The organism is Pseudomonas sp. ICMP 460, assembly GCF_002723595.1.
Lineage (GTDB): Bacteria > Pseudomonadota > Gammaproteobacteria > Pseudomonadales > Pseudomonadaceae > Aquipseudomonas > Aquipseudomonas kitaguniensis.
This window is the reverse complement of sequence record NZ_LKBR01000001.1, coordinates 208,699-224,384: the sequence shown is the minus strand read 5'-3', so window position 1 is coordinate 224,384 and position 15,686 is coordinate 208,699. Positions and strand designations below refer to the sequence as shown.

Sequence of the window (15,686 nt, the reverse complement as noted above, 5' to 3'; positions counted from 1 at the left end):
GCCATCCAAATGTGGCAGGGGGCTTGCTCCCGATGGCGGTGTATCAGCCAATCGATCAGGTGACTGACCCACTGCTATCGGGAGCAAGCCCCCTCCCAGAGTAGATCTGCGTTTACCTGGAAGTATCTGCAGGGCACGAACACACGCAACCCACGAATTTTAAGCGGAGCAGTTATGGTTGATCGGCACGACTACGTGGCCCTCGAATGGGTCAAGGGCGACATTGCCGAAACCCTGAAACAGGCCCGTTCGGCGCTCGACGCATCCGTTGAAACAGGCGACGGCGACGCCCTCGGCGAGTGCCTGGCTGGCATCCACCAGGTGCATGGCGCGTTGCAAATGGTCGAGTTCTACGGCGCGGCGCTGTTGGCCGAAGAGATCGAAGAGCTGGCCTTGGCCCTGCAGGCCGAGCGCGTCAGCCAGCGCGACGAAAGCATCCGCCTGTTGCAACAAGCCCTCAGCCAATTGCCGTTGTACCTGGACCGCGTGCACAGCGCCCGCCGCGACCTGCCGCTGGTGGTGTTGCCGCTGCTCAATGACCTGCGCAGCGCCCGCGGTGAAAGCCTGCTGTCGGAGACCAGCCTGTTCAGCCCGCAACTGCTGTCGATTGCGCCATTACCCGATGAGGCGCTGGCGCAACGCATGGCGCCCGACCTGAGCAGTCAACTGCGCCAGTGGCATCAATTGCTGCAACAGGCCTTGGCCGGTTTGCTGCGCGAAGACCACGGCCCGAGCAACCTGGAAGACATGGCGCGGGTTTTCGCGCGGCTGGAGGCGCTGTGCCAGGGCGCGCCGCTGTTGCCGCTGTGGCAAGTCACCTCGGCGCTGGTCGAAGGCATGCTCACCGGCGTGATCGCCAACAGCCCGGCGCTGCGCAGCCTGCTCAAGGCCTGCGACAAGCAACTCAAGCGCCTGCTGGCCCAAGGCATCGGCGGCATCAACCAACCGGCGCCGGATGAGTTACTCAAAAGCCTGTTGTTCTATGTGGCCAAGGTCACCCGGCCGACGCCGCGCATGCAAAGCCTCAAGGAGCGCTACGGCCTCGATGAGGCCTTGCCCGACAGCGCCGTGGTCGATGCCGAACGCGCGCGGCTGGCCGGGCCGGATCGCAATGCCATGAGCTCGGTGCTCGGCGCTTTGTGCGAGGAACTGGTGCGGGTCAAGGAGCGCCTCGACCTGTTCGTGCGCAGCGACCGCCAACACACCAGCGACCTTGAGGCGCTGCTGGCGCCGTTACGCCAAATCGCCGACACCCTGGCAGTACTCGGCTTCGGCCAGCCGCGCAAGGTCATCATCGACCAGCTTGCGGTGGTGCTGAGCCTGGCCCAGGGCCAGCGCGAACCCAACGATGCTGTGCTGATGGACGTCGCCGGCGCGTTGCTCTACGTCGAAGCCACGCTGGCGGGCATGGTCGGCACGGTGGAGCCGGAAAGCCGCGAAGAAAGCCGTTTGCCCACCACCGACCTGACCCAGATTCACCAGTTGGTGATCCGCGAATCCTGCCAATGCCTGCGCCAAGCCAAAGAGCTGGTGATTGATTGCGTTGAAGCCCACTGGGACCGCCAACGCCTGGAGTCGCTGCCGGAGCTGCTAAGCCAGGTGCGCGGTGCGTTGGCGATGATTCCGCTGCCGCGTGCAGCGAGCCTGATGCGCGGCTGCAGCGCTTACGTCGATGAACAATTAATGCTCAACGATGCCGCGCCTGCGCCGGCGCAGCTGGCGCATTTTGCCGACGTGGTCAGCGGTCTGGAGTATTACCTGGAACGCATGCTTCAAGACCCCGACGCCAGTGGCGAACGGGTGCTGGAACTGGCGACTCAAGGCTTGGCCGCCCTCGGCTACCTGCCCGCGCAAAAACCGTGGCGTCAGGCACTGGCCGCACCGGAGGGCGCGCTGGCAGCCGAGGGCGCACCGAGCCAATCGCAGTTCGACGCACTGGCCAGCCCCACGTCGCGCCTGAACCCACCGGCGTTGCAGCGCCCCGGTAGCCTGTTGCCGCCGCCAGCCGGTGAAGAACCGATTGACGATGAGCTGCGCGAAGTCTTCCTCGAAGAAACCGACGAAGTGCTTGAGGCGCTGCACCGCCATTTACCGAACAGCGCCGACAAAACCGCCCAAGGTGAAATGCGTCGCGCGTTCCACACCTTGAAAGGCAGTGGCCGCATGGTGCGCGCGCTGGTGCTGGCGGAGCTCGCCTGGGCCGTCGAGAACCTGCTCAACCGCGTGCTGGAGCGCAGCGTAACGCTGAGCCCCGAGGTGCAACGGGTGTTGGATGAAACGGTGGCCTTGCTGCCGGAATTGATCGCCGATTTTGCCACCGACGATCAGCGGCAACGCGACGAGGTCGATACCCTGGCCGCGCGCGCCCACGCTTTGGCCAGCGGCGCTGAACCCTCGGCTGGCGAAGCGCACGACCCGATGTTGCTGGAGATTTTTCGCAACGAAGCGCAGAGCCATCTCGATAGCCTCAACCACTTTTTGCAACAGGCCGCCGAACACGTACCGCTGCAAGTCAGTGATGAACTGCAACGCGCGCTGCACACGCTTAAGGGCAGCGCCTACATGGCGGGCGTGCTGCCGATTGCCGAGCTGACACGGCCGCTCGATCACCTCACCCGCGAGTACAAGGCCCACCGCTTGCCGCTGGACCTGGACGAAGTGGCGTTGCTGCTGGAAGCCGAAAACCTGTTCCAGCTCGGGCTGCGCCAACTGGGCAATGACCCGCTGGTGCCGATCAGGGGCGCTGCCGACCTGATCAACCGCACGCAGAGCCTGCTCGATCAAAAGCTTGAAGCGCTGCTCGATGCACCCAACACCGGGCTGCGCATCAAGCGCGACCCGCAGTTGATCACAGGCTTTTTGGCCCAAGGCATGGACATTTTGCTGGATGCTGAAAGCCTGCTGCGCCGCTGGCAACAACACCCCGGCGAGCGCCAGGAGCTGACCGCGCTGCTGGATGAGCTGACCACGTTGGGGCAGGGCGCGCACGTCGCCGACCTGCACGCCATCGACGAAGTGTGCGAGGCCTTGCTCGACCTCTATGGCGCCGTGGAAGAAAGCAGCCTGGCGGTCAGCGAACGGTTCTTTCAGGAAGCCGAACAGGCGCATGAAGCGCTGATCAACATGCTCGACCAACTCGCGGCCGGCCAGGAAATCAGCCCCGCGCCGGCGCGTGTGCGGGCCTTGCGTGAATTGCTCGATGAAGCCCTCGACCCGTCCGCCACCGGCCTGATCAAAAGCGACGGCAGCCGCGCGCTGAGCATCTCCGAACTGGGCGCTGCCACCGCGCAGTTGGACCAGAGCATGGCGATTGACGACGAGATCGTTGAGATCTTCCTGGAAGAGGCGGTCGACATCCTCGACAGCGCCGGGCAATCACTTAAACGCTGGTTGCTGGAGCCCGACAGCGTGGCGCCGTTGTCGTCGTTGCAACGCGATTTGCACACGCTCAAAGGCGGCGCGCGCATGGCTGAAATAGGCCCGGTGGGTGACCTGGCCCAAGAGCTGGAATGCCTGTATGAGGGCTTGGTCGACCGCCGCTTCAGCTACTCTGCAGAACTGTCCCAACTACTGATGGCCAGCCATGAGCGGCTGGCGTTGCAGTTGGACCAACTGCAAGACCACCAGGCCTTGAGCGACTCCAGCGAGTTGGTCGGCCAACTGCGCGCGTTCCGCCAGAGCAACACGCCGGTTGCTCCTGCGGTTGCCACTGAGGCGCCAGGGGCTGATCCCGAGCTGCTGGAAATTTTCCTGGAAGAAGCCGCCGATATTCTCGACAGCTCAAACAGCGCGTTGCTGCGCTGGCAGGCCGAGCCGAACAATCGCCAAGAGGTGGAAACCCTGCTGCGCGACCTGCACACCCTGAAAGGTGGCGCGCGCATGGTCGAGATCGGGCCGATTGGCGACCTGGCCCATGAGCTGGAGTTTCTGTACGAAGGCCTGTCTGCCGGTTTGCTCGCGCCCTCGCTTGAACTGTTCGCGTTGCTGCAAGATTGCCATGACCGCCTGGCGCAGATGATCGATGCGGTGGCGGGTGGTTTGCCGGTAGGCCCGGTGGATCAACTGATCGAGCGCATCAAAAGCCTGCTGCACCCGAGCGATGAGCCGTTAGCCCCGGTAGCGTTGCCGGCGGGCAAGGCCGAAGCGCCGGTTGATCCTGCGGCCGACATGGTAAAAATATCCGCCGACTTGCTCGATGACCTGGTCAACCTGGCCGGTGAAACGTCGATTTTTCGTGGCCGCATCGAGCAGCAGGTCAACGACGCGAGCACCGCCCTCAATGAGGTCGAAACCACCATCGAGCGCATGCGCGACCAACTGCGCCGCCTCGACACCGAAACCCAGGGGCGCATCCTCAGCCGCCAACAGGCCGAGGCCGAGCGCTTGGGTTATGAAGAATTCGACCCGCTGGAAATGGACCGCCACTCACAGTTGCAGCAGTTGTCGCGCGCACTGTCCGAGTCGGCCTCAGACCTTTTGGACCTCAAGGAAACCCTCGACCGGCGCAACGCGGACGCGCATAACCTGTTGCAGCAACAGGCGCGCATCAACACCCAATTGCAGGAAGGCCTGATGCGCACGCGCATGGTGCCGTTTGAGCGCATGGTGCCGCGCCTCAAGCGCATCGTGCGCCAAGTGGCGCAAGAGCTGGGCAAGGACGTGGATTTCGTGGTCGGCAACGCCGAGGGCGAGATGGACCGCAACGTGCTGGAACGCATGGTCGCGCCGCTCGAACATATGCTGCGCAACGCCGTCGACCATGGCCTGGAGCCTCGCGAGGCGCGGTTGCTGGCCGGTAAGCCGGCGAAGGGGCGCATCACGCTGGACCTGACCCACGAAGGCGGCGATATCGTTTTCGACATGCGCGACGACGGTGCCGGCGTGCCCCTCGACGCGGTGCGGCGCAAGGCGATCAAGCGCGGCTTGCTCAGCCCTGATCAAGAGATCAGTGACCGCGATGTGCTGCAGTTCATTCTGCAGCCGGGGTTTTCCACCGCCGAAAAAATTACGCAAATTTCCGGGCGCGGCGTGGGCATGGACGTGGTGCACGAAGAAGTGCGCCAGTTGGGTGGCTCAATGTTCATTGATTCGACATCGGGCGTGGGCGTGCACTTTCGCGTGCGCCTGCCGTTTACCGTGTCGGTCAACCGGGCGCTGATGGTGCACTGCGCAGACGATCAATACGCGATCCCGATCAACACCATCGAAGGCTTGGTGCGTGTGCTGCCCCACGAACTGGCCGGGCACTATCAGCAAGACCCGCCGCGTTATGAATACGCCGGCCAGCGCTACGAGTTGTTTTACCTCGGCGACCTGCTGCACACCGTCGCCCGCCCCACGCTACTCGGCCAATACCAGGCCGTGCCGGTGCTGCTGGTGCACTGCAATGAACGGCGTGTGGCGGTGCACGTGGACGCCATGGCCGATACCCGAGAAATCGTGGTCAAGGGCCTGGGGCCGCAGTTCGCAGGCGTGCAGGGGTTGTCCGGCGCGACCATTCTGGGTGATGGCCGCGTGGTGCTGATCATCGATTTGCTCGCGCACATTCGCGCGCGGCAACCGGCCTTGCCGGCCCAAACGGTCGACGCAGCGCTGGCGCTCAACGACCCGCTGAAAAAGCGCCCGCTGCTGGTGCTGGTGGTGGACGACTCGGTCACCGTGCGCAAAGTCACCAGCCGCCTGCTGGAGCGCAACGGCATGAACGTGCTCACCGCCAAAGACGGCATCGACGCCATCGCCCTGCTTGAAGAACACACGCCGGACCTGATGCTGCTCGACATCGAAATGCCGCGCATGGACGGTTTTGAGGTGGCGATCCAGGTGCGCAACGACCCGCGGCTGATGCGCCTGCCGATCATCATGATCACCTCGCGCACTGGCCAAAAACACCGCGACCGCGCCATGGCCATCGGCGTCAACGACTACCTTGGCAAGCCGTATCAAGAGTCGGTGCTGCTCGAAAGCATCGCCTATTGGAGCAAGGCCCATGCTTGACCACCGCTCCCGCCAACTCACCGGCCTGCTGCTGCCCCTGGCTGATCGCAACCTGGTACTGCCCAACGTCGCCATCGCCGAGCTGATCGACTTCCAGCGCGGCGAACCGGCCAGCGACGCGCCGCCATGGTATTTGCGGCAAGTGACCTGGCGCGATCGGCAATTGCCGCTGATCAGCTTTGAAGCGGCGTGCGGCGAAGCGATCATGACCGGCGAGCGCTCGCGCATCGTCGTGCTGAACGCTCTGGGCGGGCGGCCGACGCTGAAATTTATCGCGCTGGTGATACAAGGGATTCCACGCTCATACAAGCTCGACAGCCAGTTGAGTTACGTCGACGTGCCACTGTGCCCGCTGGAGCTTGCGGCAGTGCAAGTGGGCGAACACGTGGCGAAAATACCCGACCTCATGGGCTTGGAAGCGCTGCTGGTCGAGTCTGGCCTGGCCTGACCCGCCATTCTCTAGTGTGGGAGGGGGCTTGCTCCCGATAGCGACCTGTCAGTTGATACAGATGCAGCTGACCCACCTCCATCGGGAGCAAGCCCCCTCCCACATTTATTTCCTGTGCCTGGCAGACAATGCCCGCTACTCAATGCGCGCAAACCGCTCAATCACCGGCTGCTCCCGATGTTCGGCCTGCCATAAGTCATAGGCACTTTGCATGGCCAGCCACAACTGCCCAGTACTCACACCTGCGCGTTCAAGCCGCACAGCCAAGTCCGGGCTGACAGGCGCATGACCATGCAAGATCCGTGAAAACGTCTCACGGGCAAACCCAAGGCGTCGAGCCATTTCAGTGATGGTGATACCCAAAGCAGGGATCACATCCTCAAGCAAGATTTCGCCTGGATGGGGTGGGTTGTGCATACCCATATCGATACCTCTACTCAGTGGTAATCAAGATAATCAACCAGTTCGATCTGGTCGCCAAACATTCGAAAAATGATGCGCCAGTTACCACTAATGCTGACTGACCAGTAGTTGATCAGATCGCCTGTCAGGCGATGGAAGCGCCAACCGGGCAAGTTCAGTGCATCCGGGCGTTCAGCTTTATCCAGAATGAACAGAACGCGGCGCAAGCGCTTTGTATGGTTCGTGTTGATGCCTTTGGTTGACCCGGTCTCATAGAAGGCTCTTAGCCCCTTGTGTTTCCAGCTGACGATCATGGTGTGATTGTGATGTGATGCATCACGCTCTGCAATGGCCTTGCGTCCGGTTTAACGGTCGGATTCATGATGCTTACCCATGGCACGATTCGGACTGAAAAGGCTAGAGAGGTGGGTTCCGAGCAACAACCTGAAAAGGCTGTAAGAGCAGTCCTCGCTATCTGTCGGGATAATCATTGCGGGTAAGGCCATCGTTCCCACGCTCCGCGTGGGAATGCATCCCGTGACGCTCCGCGTCACCAGTGCGCAGGACTTGAACACAGCCTGGCTGGCGGGACGCAGAGCGTCCCAGACGGCATTCCCACGCAGAGCGTGGGAACGATCATGGTGGTTGGGCTATCGGAATTTTCCTGCAAGATTTTGGGCGGTGCATGAACTTGTTGTGGGTAGCCATGGCGGCTAGTCTTCGTTCCGTCATCGAAAAGCGGTGACACGGACGTGCAAGTCCGAAAATCTGTTTAGGCGCAAAAGACGCCTAGCTCTCCAGGCGTTCCTTTTTGATCAATTAGGAACCTTAGCCGATGTCAAAATTTTCCTCGTTCAATCTCTTCACCGTAAACCCCCATCAAAACACCGAAACCGTGCTGGTCAACGCCAGCGAGACCTTGTCTTCCCTCAACGCAATGACCTGCAATCTAGCCTTCAACCTGGACACCGCCCAGCGCGCGACGATGCTGGCGATTCAGCAAATGGCAGAGTTGGCGCAGTTACTGGTCGACAGAGCGCTTGAGCAAGTCAGCCCTTCACCCACATCAAAAAATGGTCCCCTATAGGGACTGATCGGTCGCTATAGGGGACTGATACCTGGCAAATGCCACAGATCAACATGTGGGAGGGGGCTTGCTCCCGATAGCGGTGGGTCAGCTGCACTGTATCAACTGGCAGCCTGCTATCGGGAGCAAGCCCCCTCCCACATTCATTTCCTGTTTCTGGCACACCGAGCCGGCTACTCGATCCGCGCAAATGGTTGATTGATCGTTCCCACGCTCCGCGTGGGAATGATCATGGTGGTTGGGCTATCGGAATTTTCCTGCAAGATTTTGGGCTGTGCATGAACTTGTTGTGGGTAGCCATGGCGGCTAGTCTTCGTCCCGTCATCGAAAAGCGGTGACACGGACGTGCAAGTCCGGTTACATATCGGCGCACAAGCGCCCATAGCCATTCAACGGGCGTTTTTTATGCCCGCTGTATTTGTTATGGCGGCTGTGCGTGGGAGATCCCTTGGGGTCTGCCGGGGTCCGATATGCCCGGTCTTGCACACCTGCGCACAGCTGCCACCTTATTTGCGTGCAAGCGGATGAGGGCAGCTTCCATCACATATCGGAGCTGTAAATCATGGTCAAACCCACTCCAAATCCGCCCGTCCAACTGTTCACCGTAAACCCCCATCAAAACACCGAAACCGTGCTGGTCAACGCCAGCGAAACCTTGTCTTCCCTCAACGCAATGACCTGCAATCTAGCCTTCAACCTGGACACCACCCAGCGCGCAACGATGCTGGCGATTCAGCAAATGGCAGAGCTGGCGCAGTTACTGGTCGACAGGGCGCTTGAGCAAGTCAGCCCTTCACCCACATCAAAAAATGGTCCCCTATAGGGACTGATCGGTCGCTATAGGGGACTGATACCTGGCAAATGCCACAGATCAACTGTGGGAGGGGGCTTGCTCCCGATGGCTACCTGGCCGTTGACACCATTCAACTGACCCACCTGATCGCACCGCGCGCGGTAAAGATCCTCGACACACTGCCGATAGCCAAGGGAGTTTTTCGATGGAAGTATCGACGCAATGTGGCTATTGGATGGGTTCGCCTGGCTGTACAACCTCAATCGGTTTACCGGTGCCTTGCTCATGTGGTTTGTGGTGCTGGTGCTGACGGCCGCCGTGACCATGAACGTTCAGTCCAACCGCGGCAAGCTGTGGGGGTTCATGGTTTCGTGCGCCGGCGCGGTGTTTATTCTGGTGTACCTGGAGAGCCTCAAGCTCATCGGTGCCGACAACGCGATCAAAGGGGTTGTGAGCAATTTTGTGGTCATGACGCTGGGTGGCCTCGGCTCGGGCTTGCTGGCGGTGGCTATATCCCAAGGCCCAAGCAACGATGAAGACGAGCAGGCGCGGGGTTTCATCCGTAACCGCCTGTTGGACGCCCTCGAATATGCCTTTGTGTTTGTCGGAATTTGCTCATTCACCGTGTTTGCGATCGGCCTGCCACTCAGTTTGCTGGAGTGGCCTCCCGTCGCAGAGCAGGACCTGTTAAGCCTGCTGATCGTGTGCCTGGGCGCTTTGCTTGGTTACGCGATCGTCTCCCGTCCAAGTCGCCTGCAACACTGGGAACAACTGGGTGCAGGCGCGCTGGTGGCATTGCTCGTGCTGCTGTTGCCGGTGTACGGCCAGGCACTGTCGGGCCTTTGGCAGTGGAGTGCGGCGGCGGTAGTGGGGCTGCACATCTTCGCCGCCGTGGCGTTGTTCAGGACGTTATGGTTCCATCGCACTGAATGGCGAAGAAGATAAAGCCCGTATTCATTGAGTTATCATTAACCCTGCCGTAACGATCCAGCGCTGAGCTTGATTGATAGCCCCGCCGTTCACTCCTAAGGTACAGCCCACGACAGCAAACCCGTGGAGCGACCATGACAACAACCCTCACCCCCGACTCGCGCTGGACGCGGCGGCGCGACGAGAAGCAGCGGCGCCTTGGGCTGGTCAAGCAGTTTGCCGACGGGGCGGTGTTGCCCAGTGACAAGATCGTCGAAGCCCTTGAGGCGCTGATCCTTCCCGGCGACCGCGTGGTGCTCGAAGGCAACAACCAGAAGCAGGCCGACTTTCTGTCGCGCTCTCTGGCCAAGGCCGACCCGGCCAAGCTCCACGATTTGCACATGATCATGCCCAGCGTGGGCCGTTCCGAGCACCTCGACCTGTTTGAAAAAGGCATCGCGCGCAAACTGGATTTCTCGTTTGCCGGCACCCAATCCCTGCGCATCAGCCAGTTGCTCGAAGACGGCTTGCTGGAAATCGGCGCGATCCACACGTACATTGAACTCTACGCACGGCTGGTAGTGGACCTGATCCCCAACGTGGTGCTTTCTGCCGGGTTCATGGCCGACCGCGCGGGCAATATCTACACCGGTGCCAGCACCGAAGACACGCCTGCGCTGATCGAGCCCGCCGCGTTCAGCGATGGCATCGTGATCGTGCAGGTTAACCAGTTGGTGGACGACGTCAGCGAGTTGCCGCGCGTCGACATCCCGGCCAGTTGGGTGGACTTTGTGGTGGTGGCCGACAAGCCGTTCTACATCGAACCGCTGTTTACCCGCGACCCGCGCCACATCAAGCCGGTGCATGTGCTGATGGCGATGATGGCTATCCGTGGCATCTACGAAAAACACAACGTGCAGTCGCTCAACCACGGCATCGGCTTCAACACCGCCGCGATCGAATTGATCCTGCCCACCTACGGCGAATCCCTCGGCCTGAAGGGCAAGATCTGCCGCAACTGGACACTCAACCCGCACCCGACGCTGATCCCCGCCATCGAAAGCGGTTGGGTGCACAGCGTGCATTGCTTCGGCACCGAACTGGGCATGGAAAACTACATCGCCGCGCGGCCGGATGTGTTCTTCACCGGGCGCGACGGCTCGATGCGCTCCAACCGGATGGTTTGCCAACTGGCCGGCCAATACGCGGTCGACCTGTTCATCGGCGCCACCCTGCAAGTCGACGGCGACGGCCATTCCTCCACGGTGACGCGGGGTCGCCTCGCAGGTTTTGGTGGCGCGCCGAACATGGGCCACGACCCGCGCGGCCGTCGCCACAGCACGCCGGCGTGGCTGGATATGCGCCACGACGACGCGCCTGAAGCCTTGCTTGAGCGCGGCAAAAAGCTCGTGGTGCAAATGGTCGAGACCTTCCAGGAAGGCGGCAAGCCGACCTTCGTCGACACCCTCGACGCGGTGGAAGTGGCGCGCAAAAGCGGCATGCCGCTGGCACCGATCATGATCTACGGCGACGACGTGACCCACCTGCTGACCGAAGAAGGCATCGCCTACCTTTACAAGGCGCGCTCGCTTGAAGAACGCCAGGCGATGATCGCCGCCGTCGCCGGGGTGACCGCCATCGGCATGCGCCATAACCCCAAAGACACCGCGCGCATGCGCCGCGAAGGCTTGATCGCGTTGCCGGAAGACTTGGGCATCCGCCGCACCGACGCCACCCGCGAACTGTTGGCCGCCAAAAGCGTGGCCGACTTGGTGGAGTGGTCCGGCGGCCTGTACAACCCACCCGCCAAGTTCAGGAGCTGGTAATGCGCGCGCTTAAACTGCACGAACTGAGCCTGGCGGATCGCCTGGCAGATAGGGCCGTGGAGGCGTTGATCGATGAGGCTGACTTATCGCCAAAACCTGCCTTGGTCGACCGTCGCGGTAACGGCGCGCACAGCGATTTGCACTTGGGGCTGATGCACGCCTCAGCGCTGTCGCTGTGGCCGATGTTCAAGGAAATGGCCGAAGCCGCGCTTGAATGCGGTGAAGTCGGCTTGCCCCTGCGCGAAGCCCTCGGGCGCATTGGTCGAGAAGGTGAGCAGGCGATGCTCGTCACCACCGGCGGCGTGAACACCCATCGCGGCGCCATCTGGGCCCTCGGGTTGCTCACTGCGGCGGCCGCTCTGGAGCCTCGCACCATCACCTTGAACGCCGCCAGGCTTGCCTTGCTCAACGACCGCTACGCCCCGCAACCTTTGAGCCACGGCGCTCAGGTTGCGCAACGCTACGGCGCACGCGGAGCGCGGGAAGAAGCGCAGCTCGGCTTCCCTGCGGTGATGCAACGCGGCCTGCCGCAACTGCACAAAAGCCGCCTGCAAAACGCTGGCGAACAGAACGCGCGCCTGGATGCGTTGCTCGCGATCATGACCGAGCTGGCCGACACCTGCGTGCTGTACCGCGCCGGCACCGAAGGCTTGCACGCCATGCAACGCGGCGCCCAGGCAGTGTTGGAGGCCGGCGGCAGCGCCAGCCTCGCCGGGCGCCGCCAACTGCACGAACTCGACCAACACCTGCTGGCCCTGAATGCCTCCCCCGGCGGCGCCGCTGACCTGTTGGCCGCCTGCCTGTTTATCGACCGCCTCGACGGAGCGTTTTGATGGAAACCCTAACCTTTGAATTCCCCGCCGGGCAGCCGCCAAAAGGCCGTGCGCTGGTAGGTTGCGTCGGTTCCGGCGACCTTGAAGTGCTGCTGGAACCGGGCACGCCTGGCACGCTGACGATTCAGGTGCAGACTTCGGTGAATGGCGCCGAACAGCGCTGGCAGCATCTGTTCGAGCGAATCTTTCAGGAGCAGACGCCCCCGGCATTGAAGATTGACATCCACGACTTCGGTGCGACGCCCGGCGTGGTGCGCTTGCGCTTGGAGCAGGGTTTCGAGGAGATCGGCCATGACTGACTTGCTGGCTAAACACAGCTTTGTCGAACTCGGCGCGCGGCAGCGAGCCAAGGCGTTACTCGACGCTGGCTCTTACCGTGAACTGATCGACCCGTTCCAGCGCGTGATGTCGCCGTGGCTGGGCCGCCAAGGCGTGGTGCCTCAGGCCGACGACGGCGTGGTGATCGCCAAAGGCAACATCGCCGGATTGCCGGTGGTGGTGGCCGCCATCGAAGGCAACTTTCAAGGCGGTAGCCTCGGTGAAGTCGGCGGCGCAAAAATCGCCGGTGCACTGGAACTCGCCGCCGAGGACAACCGCAAGGGCATCCCCACGCGTGCGGTGCTGTTGCTCGAAACCGGCGGCGTGCGCTTGCAGGAAGCCAACCTGGGCCTGGCCGCGATTGCCGATATTCACGCGGCGATTGTCGACCTGCGCCAGTATCAGCCGGTGATCGGTGTGGTGGCGGGCAGCGTCGGGTGTTTCGGCGGCATGTCCATCGCCGCCGGGTTATGCAGTTACCTCGTGGTCACCCGTGAAGCGCGCCTTGGCCTCAACGGCCCACAGGTGATCGAGCAGGAAGCGGGGCTGGAAGAATACGATTCGCGCGACCGCCCGTTTATCTGGAGCCTGACCGGCGGCGAGCAGCGTTTTAACAGCGGCCTGGCCGACCGTTATGTGGCCGACGATGTGGCGCAGGTTCAACACACCGTCAGCACATTGTTGCAACACGGTTTGCCCGCCGAACAACGCAGCCGCCGCGCCGGGTTTTACCTGGCGCGCCTGGCCGAGCTGGACGCCGCGCCGCAAATCGACCCGGCGACGGTGCGCGAGCTGTATCAAGGAGAACGCTCATGAGAGGGTTGCAGTGGTTCAATGCATTGAGCAATGGCGCCACGCCCGTGGACGGTTTGCCGGCGTCGCTGAAAGTCGCCGATGGCGTGTTGGGCGAACACGCGGTGCGCTTTATCGCCGTGGTCACCGATGAACATAACCGTTTCGCGCGGGCGCGTAATGGCGAGGTCGGCTTGCTCGAAGGTTGGGGCTTGGCCAAGGCGGTGGACGCCGCCATCGAGCGCGGCGACCAGCGCCCGATCATCGCCATCGTCGACGTGCCCAGCCAAGCCTATGGCCGCCGCGAAGAAGCCCTCGGTATTCACCAGGCGCTGGCCGCCGCTGCCGACAGCTATGCGCGCGCTCGGTTGGCCGGGCACCCGGTGATCGCGCTGTTGGTGGGCAAGGCCATGTCCGGCGCGTTTCTGGCCCACGGCTACCAGGCCAACCGCCTGATCGCCCTGCGTGACCCCGGCGTGATGGTGCACGCGATGGGCAAGGCGTCGGCGGCGCGGGTGACCTTGCGCAGCGTCGAAGAGCTGGAAGCGCTGGCCGCCAGTGTGCCGCCGATGGCCTATGACATCGACAGCTACGCCAGCCTCGGGTTGCTCTGGGAGACTTTGTCGGTCAGTCAAATTGAACAGCCCAGCGCCGATGATGTGGCGCGGGTCGGCGATTGTCTGGCGAATGCGATCAAGGATGTACAGGCCGGCGGCAGTGATTTGCGCGGCCGCCTCGGCGCAGCCAATCGCGCCGCCTCCAGCCACGTGCGCGAACTGTTGCGAGAGCAATGGTGAACGCCCACGATTTGCTCTGGGGCATGACCCTGGCGCATCTGCCCGCCGCTGTCCCGGCGTGGGTGACCGAGGTCATCGCGGCGGGCGAGCCCGTGGTGGTACGCCGCGCGCTCACCGCGCCGGGCACGGTGGCGGTGGGTGTGCGCGGGCGCCTGCGTGAGCAACGGTTTGCGGCCGTGATGCCCACCGCAGCGATTCAACGGCGAGTGACGCCGCAGGCGCTGCGCGAGGTGATCTCACCGCGCGATTTACCGGCATTGCGCGCACTTGATCAACTGCGGCCGGTGTTGGCGCAGGCGCCGTGGGGCGTCACCGGTAGCGCAGGGTTTGAGTTGGCCACCGGCATTCAAGCGCTGCATGCCGGCAGCGACCTGGATTTGATTGTGTGCGCGCCCGAGCGGCTTGAACGCAGCGATGCCGAGGCGTTGCTGGCGCTACTGGACACTGCGCCGTGCGCGGTAGACCTGCAACTGCAAAGCCCATTTGGCGCGTTTGCCCTGCGTGAATGGGCGGGCGGCTCACGCCGCGTGCTGCTGAAAACCGCCAGCGGTGCGCACTTGGTACTCGACCCATGGCAGGCCGTGGCATGAGCAGCCTGCTGGTGTTTCCAGGGCAGGGCGCCCAACGGCCCGGCATGCTCCAGCGGTTGCCGGCTGAGGTGTTGGAGGAAGCCAGCAATGCGTTAGGCGAAGACGTTCGTCAGCTCGATGTGGCGCACGCTCTGGAGTCCACGCGTGCTGTGCAGCTGTGTCTGTTGATCGCCGGTGTGGCGCATGCCCGCCTGCTGCAACACACGCCGGATTACGTGGCGGGCCTGTCGATTGGCGCCTACCCGGCAGCAGTCATCGCGGGCGCCCTGGACTTTGCCGATGCGCTGAAACTGGTCAGCCTGCGCGGCGAGTTGATGCAAAACGCTTATCCACAAGGCTACGGCATGACCGCGATCATCGGCGCCGAGTTATCCACAGTCGAACAGGTGTTGGCCGACATTCACAGCCGCGAAACCCCGGTGTATCTGGCAAACATCAACGCCGACAACCAAACCGTGATTGCCGGCAGCGATGCGGCCATGCAGCTGGTGGCCGAGCGCATCAAAGGCAATGGCGTCGCCAAGCGCCTGGCGGTCAGCGTGCCGTCGCATTGCGCGTTGCTGGATGAACCGGCGCAAGCGTTGGCACAAGCCTTCGTTACGCTCAAGACGCCGCGCATCACCTACTTGAGCAGCACCCGCGCGCGGCCGATTCACAACCCCGAACAGTTGCGCGACGACCTGGCCTTCAATATGTGCCGCGTCGTCGACTGGCGCGGCACCGTGCAAAGCGCTTATGAGCGTGGCGTGCGCCTGCAAATCGAACTGCCCCCCGGCAGCGTGCTGACCGGGCTGTCACGCCGCGTATTTGACCAAGGCACGGTGATCGCCTGTGAAGGCGCGCGCCTGGACACCTTGCAGGCCCTGCTGCAAGAGGAGGAGCGCCGCCACCGATAAA

The 15,686-nt window shown here is 62.7% G+C and carries 14 protein-coding genes; 12 read left to right on the top strand and 2 right to left on the bottom strand.

Going from position 1 to position 15,686, the window contains the following annotated elements:
* Window positions 1-174 precede the first annotated feature (174 nt).
* The gene (locus AO240_RS01015; protein ID WP_099234825.1) at window positions 175-5,994 is read left to right on the top strand and encodes an Hpt domain-containing protein; all 5,820 of its coding nucleotides are present in this window, start codon (window positions 175-177) and stop codon (window positions 5,992-5,994) included.
* A complete protein-coding gene (locus AO240_RS01010; RefSeq protein ID WP_099234824.1) occupies window positions 5,987-6,442 on the top strand; it encodes a chemotaxis protein CheW in 456 nt (151 codons plus the stop codon). The genes AO240_RS01015 and AO240_RS01010 overlap by 8 nt, the downstream gene beginning before the upstream one ends.
* 135 nt (window positions 6,443-6,577) lie before the next feature.
* Here the strand turns inward: AO240_RS01010 and AO240_RS01005 are convergent, their stop codons facing one another.
* A complete protein-coding gene (locus tag AO240_RS01005) occupies window positions 6,578-6,865 on the bottom strand; it encodes a HigA family addiction module antitoxin (RefSeq protein ID WP_099234823.1) in 288 nt (95 codons plus the stop codon).
* Window positions 6,866-6,879: 14 nt separating this feature from the next.
* Window positions 6,880-7,158, bottom strand: coding sequence for a type II toxin-antitoxin system RelE/ParE family toxin (locus tag AO240_RS01000; protein WP_099234822.1), 279 nt, complete (start codon window positions 7,156-7,158; stop codon window positions 6,880-6,882).
* A gap of 521 nt (window positions 7,159-7,679) precedes the next feature.
* On the opposite strand from AO240_RS01000, the gene AO240_RS00995 reads away from it, so the two are divergent.
* From AO240_RS00995 to mdcH, 10 genes are all read left to right on the top strand, one after another.
* Complete coding sequence (locus AO240_RS00995; RefSeq protein ID WP_099234821.1) at window positions 7,680-7,931, top strand: DUF6124 family protein; 252 nt, start codon at window positions 7,680-7,682, stop codon at window positions 7,929-7,931.
* Window positions 7,932-8,493: 562 nt separating this feature from the next.
* Window positions 8,494-8,754, top strand: coding sequence for a DUF6124 family protein (locus AO240_RS00990; RefSeq protein ID WP_099234820.1), 261 nt, complete (start codon window positions 8,494-8,496; stop codon window positions 8,752-8,754).
* A 192-nt stretch (window positions 8,755-8,946) separates the two neighbouring features.
* Window positions 8,947-9,669, top strand: a complete 723-nt coding sequence (locus tag AO240_RS00985; RefSeq protein WP_099234819.1) for a hypothetical protein — start codon at window positions 8,947-8,949, stop codon at window positions 9,667-9,669.
* Between the two features lie 119 nt (window positions 9,670-9,788).
* A complete protein-coding gene (gene mdcA / locus AO240_RS00980; RefSeq protein WP_099234818.1) occupies window positions 9,789-11,459 on the top strand; it encodes a malonate decarboxylase subunit alpha in 1,671 nt (556 codons plus the stop codon).
* Window positions 11,459-12,292 (top strand): triphosphoribosyl-dephospho-CoA synthase, encoded by an 834-nt coding sequence (locus tag AO240_RS00975; RefSeq protein WP_099234817.1) that lies wholly within the window; start codon window positions 11,459-11,461, stop codon window positions 12,290-12,292. Before mdcA ends, AO240_RS00975 begins: the two co-directional genes overlap by 1 nt.
* Window positions 12,292-12,591, top strand: coding sequence for a malonate decarboxylase subunit delta (locus AO240_RS00970; protein WP_058414529.1), 300 nt, complete (start codon window positions 12,292-12,294; stop codon window positions 12,589-12,591). Before AO240_RS00975 ends, AO240_RS00970 begins: the two co-directional genes overlap by 1 nt.
* Window positions 12,584-13,426, top strand: coding sequence for a biotin-independent malonate decarboxylase subunit beta (locus AO240_RS00965; RefSeq protein WP_099234816.1), 843 nt, complete (start codon window positions 12,584-12,586; stop codon window positions 13,424-13,426). The genes AO240_RS00970 and AO240_RS00965 overlap by 8 nt, the downstream gene beginning before the upstream one ends.
* On the top strand, window positions 13,423-14,199 hold the full coding sequence (mdcE, locus tag AO240_RS00960; RefSeq protein WP_099234815.1) for a biotin-independent malonate decarboxylase subunit gamma: 777 nt from the start codon (window positions 13,423-13,425) through the stop codon (window positions 14,197-14,199). Before AO240_RS00965 ends, mdcE begins: the two co-directional genes overlap by 4 nt.
* Window positions 14,193-14,789, top strand: coding sequence for a malonate decarboxylase holo-ACP synthase (locus AO240_RS00955; RefSeq protein ID WP_099234814.1), 597 nt, complete (start codon window positions 14,193-14,195; stop codon window positions 14,787-14,789). Before mdcE ends, AO240_RS00955 begins: the two co-directional genes overlap by 7 nt.
* Window positions 14,786-15,685, top strand: coding sequence for a malonate decarboxylase subunit epsilon (gene mdcH, locus AO240_RS00950; protein WP_099234813.1), 900 nt, complete (start codon window positions 14,786-14,788; stop codon window positions 15,683-15,685). The genes AO240_RS00955 and mdcH overlap by 4 nt, the downstream gene beginning before the upstream one ends.
* Window position 15,686: the final 1 nt, after the last annotated feature.

Excerpts from the sequence above, each read along its gene's own strand:
- AO240_RS01015 (WP_099234825.1), top strand. The coding sequence starts at position 175 with ATGGTTGATCGGCACGACTACGTGGCCCTCGAATGGGTCAAGGGCGAC.
- AO240_RS01010 (WP_099234824.1), top strand. The coding sequence starts at position 5,987 with ATGCTTGACCACCGCTCCCGCCAACTCACCGGCCTGCTGCTGCCCCTG.
- AO240_RS01005 (WP_099234823.1), bottom strand. The coding sequence starts at position 6,865 with ATGGGTATGCACAACCCACCCCATCCAGGCGAAATCTTGCTTGAGGAT.
- AO240_RS01000 (WP_099234822.1), bottom strand. The coding sequence starts at position 7,158 with ATGATCGTCAGCTGGAAACACAAGGGGCTAAGAGCCTTCTATGAGACC.
- AO240_RS00995 (WP_099234821.1), top strand. The coding sequence starts at position 7,680 with ATGTCAAAATTTTCCTCGTTCAATCTCTTCACCGTAAACCCCCATCAA.
- AO240_RS00990 (WP_099234820.1), top strand. The coding sequence starts at position 8,494 with ATGGTCAAACCCACTCCAAATCCGCCCGTCCAACTGTTCACCGTAAAC.
- AO240_RS00985 (WP_099234819.1), top strand. The coding sequence starts at position 8,947 with ATGTGGCTATTGGATGGGTTCGCCTGGCTGTACAACCTCAATCGGTTT.
- mdcA (WP_099234818.1), top strand. The coding sequence starts at position 9,789 with ATGACAACAACCCTCACCCCCGACTCGCGCTGGACGCGGCGGCGCGAC.
- AO240_RS00975 (WP_099234817.1), top strand. The coding sequence starts at position 11,459 with ATGCGCGCGCTTAAACTGCACGAACTGAGCCTGGCGGATCGCCTGGCA.
- AO240_RS00970 (WP_058414529.1), top strand. The coding sequence starts at position 12,292 with ATGGAAACCCTAACCTTTGAATTCCCCGCCGGGCAGCCGCCAAAAGGC.
- AO240_RS00965 (WP_099234816.1), top strand. The coding sequence starts at position 12,584 with ATGACTGACTTGCTGGCTAAACACAGCTTTGTCGAACTCGGCGCGCGG.
- mdcE (WP_099234815.1), top strand. The coding sequence starts at position 13,423 with ATGAGAGGGTTGCAGTGGTTCAATGCATTGAGCAATGGCGCCACGCCC.
- AO240_RS00955 (WP_099234814.1), top strand. The coding sequence starts at position 14,193 with ATGGTGAACGCCCACGATTTGCTCTGGGGCATGACCCTGGCGCATCTG.
- mdcH (WP_099234813.1), top strand. The coding sequence starts at position 14,786 with ATGAGCAGCCTGCTGGTGTTTCCAGGGCAGGGCGCCCAACGGCCCGGC.